The 11840-nt window shown below is 65.7% G+C and carries 12 protein-coding genes; 9 read left to right on the forward strand and 3 right to left on the reverse strand.

The genetic code is table 11. From position 1 onward, the window contains the following. Positions 1-2 precede the first annotated feature (2 nt). Positions 3-722, forward strand: coding sequence for a protein kinase domain-containing protein (locus tag NS365_RS11005; RefSeq protein ID WP_058600336.1), 720 nt, complete (start codon positions 3-5; stop codon positions 720-722). A gap of 51 nt (positions 723-773) precedes the next feature. Further along, positions 774-1943, forward strand: a complete 1170-nt coding sequence (locus tag NS365_RS11010) for a PP2C family protein-serine/threonine phosphatase (RefSeq protein ID WP_058600337.1) — start codon at positions 774-776, stop codon at positions 1941-1943. A gap of 9 nt (positions 1944-1952) precedes the next feature. Here the strand turns inward: NS365_RS11010 and NS365_RS11015 are convergent, their stop codons facing one another. Genes NS365_RS11015 through NS365_RS11025 form a run of 3 tightly spaced genes read right to left on the reverse strand, consistent with a single transcriptional unit; the run spans position 1953 to position 5841 of the window. Continuing rightward, on the reverse strand, positions 1953-2315 hold the full coding sequence (locus NS365_RS11015; protein ID WP_082684555.1) for a response regulator: 363 nt from the start codon (positions 2313-2315) through the stop codon (positions 1953-1955). Continuing rightward, the gene (locus tag NS365_RS11020; RefSeq protein WP_058600338.1) at positions 2312-5077 is read right to left on the reverse strand and encodes a hybrid sensor histidine kinase/response regulator; all 2766 of its coding nucleotides are present in this window, start codon (positions 5075-5077) and stop codon (positions 2312-2314) included. Before NS365_RS11020 ends, NS365_RS11015 begins: the two co-directional genes overlap by 4 nt. After that, positions 5074-5841: a Tll0287-like domain-containing protein gene (locus NS365_RS11025; RefSeq protein WP_244498423.1), complete on the reverse strand. Its 768-nt coding sequence runs from the start codon at positions 5839-5841 to the stop codon at positions 5074-5076. Before NS365_RS11025 ends, NS365_RS11020 begins: the two co-directional genes overlap by 4 nt. 339 nt (positions 5842-6180) lie before the next feature. Between NS365_RS11025 and NS365_RS11030 the strand changes: the two genes are divergently transcribed. The 7 genes from NS365_RS11030 (at position 6181) to NS365_RS11055 (ending at position 11830) form a co-directional block, all read left to right on the forward strand. Next, positions 6181-6756: a cupin domain-containing protein gene (locus NS365_RS11030; protein WP_058600339.1), complete on the forward strand. Its 576-nt coding sequence runs from the start codon at positions 6181-6183 to the stop codon at positions 6754-6756. Between the two features lie 55 nt (positions 6757-6811). Next, on the forward strand, positions 6812-7015 hold the full coding sequence (locus NS365_RS24085; protein WP_153003729.1) for a hypothetical protein: 204 nt from the start codon (positions 6812-6814) through the stop codon (positions 7013-7015). A gap of 87 nt (positions 7016-7102) precedes the next feature. Then, positions 7103-8044, forward strand: coding sequence for an ABC transporter substrate-binding protein (locus NS365_RS11035; protein ID WP_058600340.1), 942 nt, complete (start codon positions 7103-7105; stop codon positions 8042-8044). Positions 8045-8116: 72 nt separating this feature from the next. After that, positions 8117-8911, forward strand: coding sequence for an ATP-binding cassette domain-containing protein (locus NS365_RS11040; RefSeq protein ID WP_058600341.1), 795 nt, complete (start codon positions 8117-8119; stop codon positions 8909-8911). Continuing rightward, entirely contained in the window at positions 8908-9936 is a 1029-nt protein-coding gene (locus tag NS365_RS11045; RefSeq protein ID WP_058600342.1) for an ABC transporter permease, read from the forward strand. The genes NS365_RS11040 and NS365_RS11045 overlap by 4 nt, the downstream gene beginning before the upstream one ends. Before the next feature lie 4 nt (positions 9937-9940). Then, positions 9941-11035: a phosphotriesterase family protein gene (locus tag NS365_RS11050; protein WP_058600343.1), complete on the forward strand. Its 1095-nt coding sequence runs from the start codon at positions 9941-9943 to the stop codon at positions 11033-11035. A 27-nt stretch (positions 11036-11062) separates the two neighbouring features. Further along, positions 11063-11830, forward strand: a complete 768-nt coding sequence (locus tag NS365_RS11055) for a glutamine amidotransferase (protein WP_058600344.1) — start codon at positions 11063-11065, stop codon at positions 11828-11830. The last annotated feature ends 10 nt before the right edge of the window (positions 11831-11840 follow it).

Below are 11840 nucleotides of genomic sequence, written 5' to 3' on the forward strand. Positions count from 1 at the left end.
CAGTGTCCGTTCTCGCCGATCTGCCGGGCTGGCGGATCGGGCGCTGTCTGTCGGCCCGCAACGGCATCTGCGTTCACGAAGCCCAAGCGCCGGACGGGCGGGCCGCGATCCTCAAGCGGCTCGACCTCGGCCTCAGCGATCCGATCGCCCGGCTGCGCTTCGCGCGCGAGCAACGGCTCGCCCAGATCCTGCGCCACCCCGGCCTTGCCATGTGTCTCGGGAGCGGCGAAGGCTGGCTGGGTTTCGAAGCGCTGGCGAGGCCGTTGGTGGTTCAGGATGGCGATGAGTGTGCCCTTTCCATCCTGTGCGCGCTCGCGCGGACGCTGGCCTATCTCCATGGGCGCGGCGTGGTGCATCAGGACGTGAAGCCCGCGCATGTCCTGTTCGACGCCAGCGGGCGCGTGGTGCTGATCGATCTCGGCTCGGCGGGCCTGATGTCGGGCGATCCTCTGGTCGGCCGAGAGGCGGTCGGCGCGCCGGCCTGGGCCGCGCCCGAGCAATGGGACGGCGCGCCGCCCGCACCCGCCGCCGATCTGTGGTCGCTCGCGCAGCTGGCGCTCTGGCTGCTCGGCGCGAGCGAGCCGGGCCAGCTGGCGGAGCCGCTCGGCGGCCTCCTGCAACGCTGCCTCGCGCCGGAGCCGGAGGCGCGGCCAAGCGCCGCCGAGTTCGCCGAGACGTTGAAGCAAGCCGCGTCGATTGCCGCCGGTGCTGGCCCCTTGTAACTTGCGCGAGCCAGCGGCCTGCCCGCTGCCCATGCCGAAAGCGACAGACTGGTGACCCTTCCTCCTTCCCGTGTTCTGGTGGTCGATGACGTCGCGGAAAACCGCGACCTCCTCCTGCGTCGCCTCCGGCGGATGCAACTCACCGACACGGCCGAGGCGGCCAATGGGCGCGAGGCGCTGGAGTTCATCCGCCGCGAGCCCTTCGATCTCGTGCTGCTCGACGTCATGATGCCCGAAATGAGCGGAATCGAGGTTCTGCGCGCGCTGCGCGAGGACGGCCGACTGACGGATCTGCCGGTCGTGATGATTTCCGCCGCGTCCGAGATCGAGAAAGTGGTGGAATGCGTGGAGCTTGGGGCGGAGGACTATCTGCCCAAGCCCTTCAATCCTGCGCTCTTGGCAGCGCGGGTGCGCGCGGCTCTGGAGCGGCGGCATCTGCGCATGGAGAACCGTCGCCAGCTGGAACGCCTGACGCTCGAACTCGAAAAGGCGCGCCGTCTCCAGATCGGCATGATGCCTGATCATGTCGCCTTCGACCCCGCCCGCTGGGACATTGCGGGGCGGATGGAGCCGGCGCTCGAAATCGGCGGCGATCTCTACGATCTGTTCGAGCCCCTCCCCGGCACGCTCTGTGTGGCGATCGGCGATGTCGCGGGCAAGGGGATGCCGGCAGGGCTCTTCATGGCGCGCGCACGCAGCCTCCTGCGCGCCGGTGTCTTGCAGCATGTGGCGCTGAAAGGCGCGCTGCCTCGGCCATCCGAGATTGCCGGGCTTCTCAATGACGAGCTGTGCAAGAACAATCCCGACACGACCTTCGTCACGCTCTTCGTCGGGCTTCTCACGCTCGGCACCGGGGAGATCGAGTTCTGCAATGCCGGCCATGTCTATCCCCTGCGCGTGGAGCCGACGGGGCGCGTGGAGGAGATCGTGACGCCCGCCGACCCTGCGCTCGGCGTGGTCGAGGATTTTCCCTTCGCCGATCATCGCGCCACGATCCGGCCCGGCGAGACCTGGCTTCTTTCGACGGATGGGTTGGGCGACACGCAGAACCCGGACGGCGAGGCGCTGGAAATCGAGCGTGTTCTCAAGCTCGTATCGGCGGTCGCGGGTCAAGGAGTCGGGGCGGCGCTCGATCAGCTCACGGCCGCTGCCCGCACCTTTGCCGACGGCGCCCCGCCTTTCGACGATGTGACCCTGGTGGCCCTGCGCCGACTGGCCTGAGCGGGCGTCTCAACCGGCCGGCAGAAGCGCCGTCATCTTTGCCAGAAGGCGTTTGATATCGACGGGCTTGGTGTCGAAATCGTCGCAGCCCGCCGCCAGAGCCCTCTCACGTTCGCCGCTCATGGCATGGGCGGTCAGCGCGATGATCGGGCCGTTCCAGCCGGCGGATCGAATGCGGCGCGTCGCCTCCCAGCCGTCCAGCACCGGCAGGCCGAGATCCATCAGCACGAGATCGGGATTCTCCTTGGGCACGCCGTCCACCGCCTCCTGCCCGTCATGGGCGAAGGCGACGGTGAAGCCGGCGCGGATCAGCCGGCGCGAAAGCATGTCGCGGTTCAGCTCGTTGTCCTCGACCAAGAGAATATGCCTCACGCCTCCGCCTCCTCGCGTGGCGTGCCGACTTGCGCTGCCGGCATGGTCGCCCGTGCCTGCCGTAGGGCCTCTGTCAGTTCGAGATAGGCGGCCTTGCCCTTGGCGACGACGCGGTGCGTGCTGGCCTCCAGAATGCGGCGCTCGTCCAGCGTCAGCTCCTTGGCGGTAACGACGACCACCGGTATCTGCGACCAGCGCTCTTGCGACCGGATACGGGCCAGGAACTCGAATCCGTCCATCTCCGGCATCTGGAGATCCAGCAGGATGGCCGAGGGCGGCTCATGCGCCGAGAGCCAGTCCAGCGCCTCGCGCCCGTTAAAGGCCATGGCGACCGAAAGGTTCAGCCGCCCGACGGCGCGGGCCATCAACTCGCGCGTCGGCGGGTCGTCCTCCACGATGAGCACCGTCCCATCGCCCCCCGGCCCGGCGAGGCGGCGCACGATTTCGCTGAGCGCATTGCGGTCGATGGGCTTGGTCATCATGGCGGCCGCGCCGAGCGAGAAGCCCAGCGCCTTTTCGTTGGACACGCTGACGATGACGACGGGGATATCGGCCAGCGCCGGATCGTTCTTGAAGGCCGACAACGTGCTCCAACCGTCGAGCTGCGGCATCAGAATATCGAGCGTGACGATATCGGGCCGCTCCAGACGCGCGAGTTCCAGCGCCGCGTGCCCGTCCGAGGCGTAGATCAGGCGATAGCCCTCGCGCGCCAGATGCGATCCGATGATATGCGCGCTGGCCGGATCGTCGTCCACCACCAGCACGAGGCCCGAGCCCGAGACGGCAGACGCCCCCGCCTCCGCGCCCGGGAGAGCTCCGCCGTCTCGCAGGGCCGGATCGTAGGGCAGCGACAGAACGAAGGTCGAGCCCTCGCCAGGCCGGCTCGACACGGTGATGTCGCCGCCCAGCATCCGCGCGAAGGATCGGCTGATCGCGAGCCCGAGCCCGGTGCCGCCGAACTTGCGCGTGGTGGACGTGTCGGCCTGGCTGAAGGCCTGAAACAGACGGCCCATCTGCTCCTCGCTCATGCCGATGCCCGTGTCGGACACGGCGATGCGCAGCCAGCGCGCGCCATGCTTCTCATCGGTTTCGGCCCGAAGCGTGACCTTGCCCTCTTTTGTGAACTTCGAGGCGTTGCTCAGAAGATTGAGGACGGCCTGCTTCACTTTGGTCGCATCCGACAGGATGAAGCCGAGACCGGTCTCCTTCTCGACCACCAACTCGTTTGCGTTCTGGCGCGCCAGCGGCTGGATCAGCGCTTCGACATCGTGCAGCATGGCCTCGATCGAGAAGCTCTCGTCGTAGATTTCCATGCGCCCGGCTTCGATCTTTGAGAGGTCGAGAATGCCGTTGATGAGGCCGAGGAGGTGGTTGCCGGCCGACTCGATCTTGGCGAGATCGGGCAGGAACGCGTCCTGGCCATCATCGCGCGCGTCTTCCTGAAGGATCTGGCTATAGCCGATGATGGCGTTGAGCGGTGTGCGCAGCTCGTGGCTCATATTGGCAAGGAATTCGGATTTCACCCGCGTCGCGCGCTCGGCTTCCTCGCGCGCGTCTTCGGACTCGATCTGGCGCTGACGCAACTCGCTGATATCGGAATAAAGAACGGTGAAGCCGCCATCATGCGTGGGGCGCTCGGTGATCTGCATCCAGCGCCCGTCGCGAAACCGATCGATCCGGCTTTCCCGCGCGCGATGGGTCGAGAGGCGGGACGTCAGCCATGCGTCCGCGCCGTGCTCGGTCTCGATGAGATCGCGGCCGGCCAGCGCCACGACCTCCTCGAAGGTCGCGTGCGCGGCCGCCATCGCGCCGAAGCCGGGATGGAAGCTGCGGAAGCGGGCATTGGTGATGCGAAGCCGGGCGTCCGGCCCGTAGAGCGCGAAGCCCTGCGCGATGCTCTCGATCGCGTCCGACAGGGTGGAGCGCTGCCGCTCGGCCTCGCGCGTCAGCCGCGCCCGCTCGGCCAGGCTCTCGCGCAACAGTTGAAGCGCCTCCGTGACGCGTCCGAGTTCGTCGCGCGAGGGCGGCGGCAGGACCACCTCCGCTTCCCCCCGCGTGATCGCGCCGACGGCATCCACGATGCCGCGAAGGGGGCGCAGGATGGAGGCGAGGATCACCAGCGTCATGATCGCGCCGATCAGCACGGCCGCCAGCGTCACCAGAGCCGACACGCGCGCGGCCGACGCGAACTGGTCGAGAATGCCGGCGCGCGCGTCCTGCGCCTGTCGCATCAGCGTTTCGGACAGGCCGGCAAAGGCCTTGTCCACCACGATGCCGAACTGGCGCGCCTGCGCGAACTGCGTGTTGCCGATGACGCGCTGGTCGCTCGTATAGGCTTCGACGGCCGCTTGCGCGAGCGTATCGAAGCGCTCGGAATCCTGAGAAATAGTCGCCGCGATGTCGGGATAGGTCTGCGACAGAAGCGCCAATTCGCTCTTCAGCCGCGCGCGGGCCGAGGCCGCGTTGCGCTCCGAGAGGGTGAGAAGGCTCACCGCCAGATCGGCCTGCCAGTAGCGCAAGTCGTTGAAGGCGGCGCGCGCGCGATCCGCCACTTCGATCGTCGCGGCGATGCGGCTGGCGCCGGCTGCCGTGTCCCAGGAGCGCGTCAGCATTCCACCGACATAAAGGCTCGCGCCGATCATGGCGACGAAGAAGCCGGCGGCGAGCACCACGAGCCGCACACGGATCGAAAAGCGGCGCAGCGCCTCCAGCCCGCGCGCCCGGCGACGGCCGGTCAAAAACGGAGCGGCGGTGACGCTCATTGCGGCAGAAGCTGGATCGAGATGACGCCGCCGAGATCGCCGAGCGCCGCGCCCTCGCGCGGATAGCCGGTGATGTCGAGTTCGCCCTGCGGCGCGCCGTGGCAGGACAGGCAGGACTGCGAATAATATTCCGGCACGGCAACGCGCACCCGCCGGTCCGCGCCCTCGCCCGTCACCTCGGCGAAAAGCTCGCCCTTCGGCCAGTCCTTCGTCTCGAACCGGCCGTCGATCGTCGCGATCTCCCAGGCGTCGGGGCGCGACTGCCGGTTGCGCACGAGCTGCGGCGGCGCGGTGACCTTGATCCGTGCCTCATTACCGACGCGCCGCTCGAAAGCCTCGTTCACGAGGCGCGCGAAGGTGGCGGGAATGAAGCCTTTGAACCCGATGCCTTCCTGGTTGATCGTCGCCTGATTGGCGTCCATTACCTCCACGATCGAGTCCATCTGTGCATGGAGCAACCGACCGGCGTAGGAGGTCGGGTCGATGGTCGAAATATCGGTCCCGGTCTGTGTCTGGAACCGCGCGGTCGCCTCCTTCAGAACCACGTCGCCTGTCAGATGCTTGTCGCCGCGCGCCGGATCGTTGATCTCGTCCTGATGGCTGGAGATGACGCCGCGCGCCGATTGGAGCATGGCGGCCAGGAGACGGGCGGTCGTCAGATCGGCGTCGGTCTGCACCACGGGCGCGTTCGTCGCCGAGAAGGCCGCTCCACCCCCGGTTGCCGCCAGCGCCAGGAAAATCGCGGCGAACCTCAGTCGTTCCATGGCAGACACCTTTCCGGCCAGCCATGCCTGACGGCATGACTGTTTTCTCAAGAAGCCTTAGGGAGGACAAAGGCTAGGGGGAAGGCATGTGAGACATAGGGTCAAGTCATGGGGCGCGACCCCACGAATTTTCCGCTGCGAGCGAAATTTCGTTGAGCCTTGCAGCGTGCCAGCGCCTTGTAGTTTCGTTCAAGTGACTTGCATTATCTTCCAACCGCTTGCCCCGGATTGCGTTTCACGCGATGGTGTGGTTCGGGAAACGATACCCCGAGCGATTGTAAGCTGCTGGAGCCAGACCGCGTGAGTTCGACGAGATTGTCCAAGAGCGCTGCGGGCGACATGGCTGGAGAAGCTGCCGCGACCAAACTGGGCGTGCGGCTGAAACTGGCGCGGCAGACGCGCGGCTTGACCTTGAAGGAACTGGCGCTCGGCGCGGGCTGTTCGGAAAGCCTCCTGTCCAAGATCGAGAACGGCAAGGCGTCGCCTTCTCTCCCTATGCTGCACAAGCTGGTGGAGGTGCTGGGCACCAATATCGGGCGCATGTTCGAGGAGGTCGATGGCGACGAAGGCATCGTCTTTCGCGCAGGCAAGCGGCCCTTTATCGCGCTCGATCCACTGCGCCAAGGCGAAGGCATCTCGCTGGAGCGGGTCATCCCGTATTCCTCGGGCCATCTCCTTCAGTGCAACATCCATCATATCGAAGGGGGCGGCGCGAGCGATGGGCCGATCAGTCACGCTGGCGAAGAGGTCGGCTATGTCGTCGCCGGTAAGGTCGAACTCACCGTGGAAAGCCGCACCTTCCAACTCAAGATGGGCGACGCCTTCGCCTTTCGCTCCGAACTTCCGCATCACTACCGCAACACCGGGACGGTGCGGGCCAGTATTTTTTGGGTGAACACGCCGCCGACATTCTAACGACGGATCTGGACGAGTTGCGCCCGCCCTCGTTGTTTCCGTTGGACTGTGGTTCATGAAGTCGCACAGCCATCCCGCGCGCATGGCTTCGCCTGCCTTGCTTCGCGTCTTTCCGTTCACCGAAGCCCTTGCTCATCCGCTGGCGCAGCCACGCGCGAACGCAGCTTTCATTCCGATTGCGCTGCCACAAAAATCACCTCGCGCTGCCATAAAACTGAGCAGCCGCAAAATATGCCGTTTTCTTCTTCAAATGCATTGACAGAAATTCAAGTCTCTTGAATTCTGCTCCTGTGCCCATGAGGGCGAGAGGGTGGCCGATGGCGGCCCCTCATGAAGGAGATCCGAAATGCGCCTCTCCCAATTCCTGGCCGGCGGTGCCGCCGCCCTCACGCTTCTGGCCGGCCTCGGCGCCAGCGCGGCGCAGGCCGAGACCTTCGCCCTGGTGACGATCAACCAACAGGCTCTCTTCTTCAATCAGATCAACGACGGCGCGAAGGCGGCCGCCAAGGCGGCCGGCGCCGATCTGGTGATCTTCGACGCCAACAATGTTCCGGCCGCGCAGAACACCGCGATCGAGAATTACATCACCCAGAAGGTGGACGGGATCATCCTGATCGCCATCGACGTGAACGGCGTGAAGCCCGCCATCACCGAGGCCAAGAAGGCCGGCATCCCGGTAATCGCCATCGACGCGCAAATTCCGAACGGCGACAATGTTTCCTTCGTGGGCGTTGATAACACCAAGGCAGGTGAGGAGATCGGCAAGTATTACGCCGACTACGTGAAGAAGGAGATGAAGGGCGAGGCGAGCGTCGGCGTCGTCGGCGCGCTCAATTCCTTCATCCAGAACCAGCGGCTGGACGGCTTCAAGAAGGCCGTCACAGCGAGCGGCGACAAGGTCACCTTCCTCGACACGGTGGACGGGCAGAACGTGCAGGATGTCGCGCTGGGTGCGGCCGAAAATCTGATGACCGCCAACCCGACCATGAGCACGCTCTATGCCACGGGCGAGCCGGCGCTGATCGGCTCGGTCTCAGCCGTCGAGAGCCAGGGTCGTCAGAGCGACGTGAAGGTCTTCGGCTGGGATCTGACCGCGCAGGCCGTGAAGGGCATCGACGAGGGCTGGGTGGTCGCCGTCGTGCAGCAGGACCCCGCCGGCGAAGGCAAGGCCGCCGTCGAAGCGCTGGCCAAGCTGAAGAAGGGCGAAAAGGTCGAGCCGATCATCAACGTGCCGGTGACGATCGTCACCAAGGCGAATGTCGATCAGTTCCGGGGCATGTTCAAGTAACGGCCAATGCCGGTTCGGGCGGTGCCATCGAGTACCGCCCTCCCTTTTTTTTCCACCAGCCGGAACGACGCCATGACAGCCATTCCCGACCGGGTCCGGATGACCGGCATTTCCAAACGCTACGGGCCGATCCAGACGCTGCACGATGTTTCGCTGCGCCTTGCGCCCGGCGAAGTGCTGGGTCTCGTCGGCGACAATGGCGCGGGCAAATCCACACTCTCGAAGGTCTTGTCGGGGGCGGTCGTGCCCGACAGCGGCACGATCGAGATCGACGGGCAAGTGGTGCATTTCACCTCGCCGGCCGACGCGCGCGCCGCCCATGTCGAGATGGTCTATCAGGACTTGTCTCTGTGCGACACGGTGGATGTCGCCGGCAATCTGTTTCTGGGTCGCGAGCCGCGCCGCACGGTTGCCGGGCTCAAGCTTCTCGACAAACGGCGAATGCATGACGATGCCAAGGCCATGCTGGAAAAGCTCGGCATCGTCATCGCCGATACCAAGCTGATGGTCGAGAACCTGTCGGGCGGGCAGCGCCAGTCCATCGCCATCGGCCGCGCCGCCTCCTTCGAGCCGAAGGTGCTGATCATGGACGAGCCGACCGCGGCGCTCGCCGTGGCCGAGGTCGAAGCCGTTCTGGAACTGATCCGTACCGTCTCGGCACGCGGCGTCAGCGTCGTCCTCATCACGCATCGCCTGCAGGATCTCTTCCTCGTCTGCGACCGCATCCAGGTCATGTACGAGGGCCGCAATGTTGCCGAGCGGCGCATTGAAGACACCAATATCGAAGACGTCGTCAATTTGATCGTCGGGCGCAAGTTCCAGGCCCGCTCGGCACGCGCGCAGGACGCGGAAGGAGCCCGCCTATGACCCCCAGCGGCACCCTGGGCGAGAACGCCCCCCTCCATGCCTCGGCGGCTCCCCGCGTGCGCAAGGCAACGCTGCGGGATCGCTTCATCGCCAATGGCGCGGTCGGCTCGATCGCGATCTTCTTCGTGCTGGTCTGCCTTCTGTTCACGCTGACGACCGGCGCGTTTCTCACCGCGCCCAACCTTCTCAACATCGTGCGCCAGTCGGCCCCGCTTCTGATCGTCGCCGCATCCATGACCTTCGTCATCACGACGGGCGGCATCGATCTGTCGGTCGGCTCGGTTCTGGCGCTGGTTTGCGCCCTGTCGGCCGCTCTTCTGCAAGCAGGCCTGCCCTGGCCGCTCGTGATCCTCGCCATGCTGGCCCTCGGCTGCCTGATCGGCGCGGTGCAGGGCTTCTTCATCGCCTATGAGGGCATTCCGGCCTTTATCGTGACGCTGGCCGGCCTCTCAGTCATTCGCGGCGTCGCGCTGCTCATCACCGGCGGCTATTCGATCCCGATCGAGCCGACGAGCGCCTTTGTCGAGATCGGCCGCGGCTGGTTGCTCGGCGTCCCCGTGCCCGCCTGGATCGCGCTGGCAGCCCTCCTCGTCGCCTATCTCGTCTTCAACGCCACGCGTTTCGGCCGCTATGTCACGGGCATCGGCGCCAACAAGGAGGCGGTGCGCCGCGCTGGCGTCGACGTCAAGCGCACGCTTCTCTTCGTCTATATGCTGTCGTCCACGGCGGCGGCGCTCGCCGGCATCGTGCTCGCCGCGCGGCTCGGCTCGGGCTCGTCCAATTCCGGCCAGGGCTTCGAACTCGACGTGATCGCGGCGGTGGTTCTCGGCGGCACCTCGCTCTTCGGCGGGCGTGGCACCATGGTCGGGACGGTTCTAGGCGCGCTCACCGTTGCCGTGATCGCCAACGGGCTGATCCTTTCGCACATGTCGCCCTTCCTGACGCCGATCATTACCGGCTGCATCATCCTCGTCGCGATCTGGCTGAACTTCCGCCTGTTCCGCGGCGCCTCGCGCGGGCGCTGATCCGATGGCGCTCGACTTTCAGGACCGCTCGTCCCGCCAAACGGAAGGCACCGGCATCGGCGTCCATTCCGGCTATGTGATGACGGTGGACGGTCCGATCCCTGTCACCGACATGGGCGTCACGCTCATGCACGAGCACATCTTTCTGGACGGCGCCAAAAGCTGGCGCTGCCCCTGCCACCCGCCCGATCCCGTGCTCAACGAAGGCCCCGTGCGCATCGAGATTATCGGCGAATTGCGCATGAACCCCTATATGAACCGGGACAATGTCTCGCTGGATGACAGCGATCTGGCGCTTTCGGAATTGAAGATGTTCCAGGCGCTGGGCGGGCATACGGTGGTGGACCCGACCAATTTCGGCATCGGCCGCGAGCCCGAGAAGCTGCGCCGCATCAGCCGCATGAGCGGGCTGAAGATCGTCATGGGCTCGGGCTTCTATCTCGAATTCAGCCATCCCGAATGGTTGAAGGCGATGGACGTGGAGGAGGTCACCGACCTCATCGTTCACGATGTCGGCGGCGCGGCGGACAAGCCCGAGATCATGGCCGGTATCATCGGCGAAGTCGGCGTCTCCAAGGACTTCACGCCCGAAGAGCGCAAGTCGCTGCGCGCCTCCGCTCGCGCCTCGGCGCGCACGGGCGTGCCGCTCTCGATCCATCTGCCGGGATGGGAGCGCCTGGCGCACGAGGTTCTGGACGTGGTGGAAGCGGAAGGGGCCGATCTCAGGCACACCGTCCTTTGTCACATGAACCCCAGCCATGACGACCTGCCCTACCAAATGAGCTTGGCCCGGCGCGGCGCGTTTCTGGAATACGACATGATCGGCATGGACTATTACTATGCCGATCAGGACGCGCAGTCCCCCTCCGACGAGGAGAACGCGCGGGCCATCGCCAAGCTGATCGAGGCCGGCTTTGCCGACCGCATCCTGCTCAGCCAGGACGTGTTCCTGAAGATGATGCTGACCCGCTATGGCGGCTTCGGCTATGGCCATGTGCTCAAGCATTTCGTGCCGCGCCTGAAGCGCCATGGCGTCGAGGAGAGCGTCATCGACGCGATCATGACCCGCAATCCGCGCGCCGTCTTCTCGGCCGCCTGACCCATTTCGATCCTCGAAGGAAATCGCATGTCCCGTAAGAAGGTCCTCCTCGCCGGCGAAAGCTGGGTGTCCACCGCGACCCATATCAAGGGCTTCGACCAGTTCCCGACCGTCACCTATCATCAGGGCGCGGACGAGCTTCTCGATGCGCTGAAGGACAGCGCCTACGACATCAGTTTCATGCCCGCCCATCAGGCGCAGAAGGACTTCCCGCAGACTATGGAAGGCCTTAACGAATACGAGGCGATCATCCTGTCGGATATCGGCGCGAACACGCTGCTGCTGCACCCTGACACTTGGATTCACTCCAAGGTCACGCCCAACCGCCTGAAGCTTTTGCGCGACTATGTCGACCAGGGCGGCGCGCTTCTCATGTTCGGCGGCTATTACTCGTTCCAGGGCATCAATGGCGGCGCGCGCTACGCCCGCACGCCGGTCGAGGACGTCCTGCCCGTCACCTGCCTGCGTTTCGACGACCGCGTGGAAGTGCCCGAAGGCTTCGCGCCCGTCGTCACCGGCCCGGCCTCGCACCCAATCCTCGAAGGGCTCGGCACGGATTGGCCGGTGCTGCTCGGTTATAACGAGGTCGAGCTGAAGCCGGGCGCGGAGGTTCTGGCGACCGTCTCCACCGAATACGGCTCGCAGCCGCTTCTCGTCACCGGCACCTATGGCAAGGGCCGCTCGGTCGTCTGGACCTCGGATGTTGGCCCGCATTGGCTGCCGGGCGAGTTCATCCGCTGGGAGGGCTATGCCAAGCTCTTCGGAGCGATGCTCGACTGGGCGACCGCGAAGTAAGGCGCGTCCC

The sequence above is a fragment of the Aureimonas ureilytica genome, assembly GCF_001475935.1.
GTDB classification, from domain to species: domain Bacteria; phylum Pseudomonadota; class Alphaproteobacteria; order Rhizobiales; family Rhizobiaceae; genus Aureimonas; species Aureimonas ureilytica_A.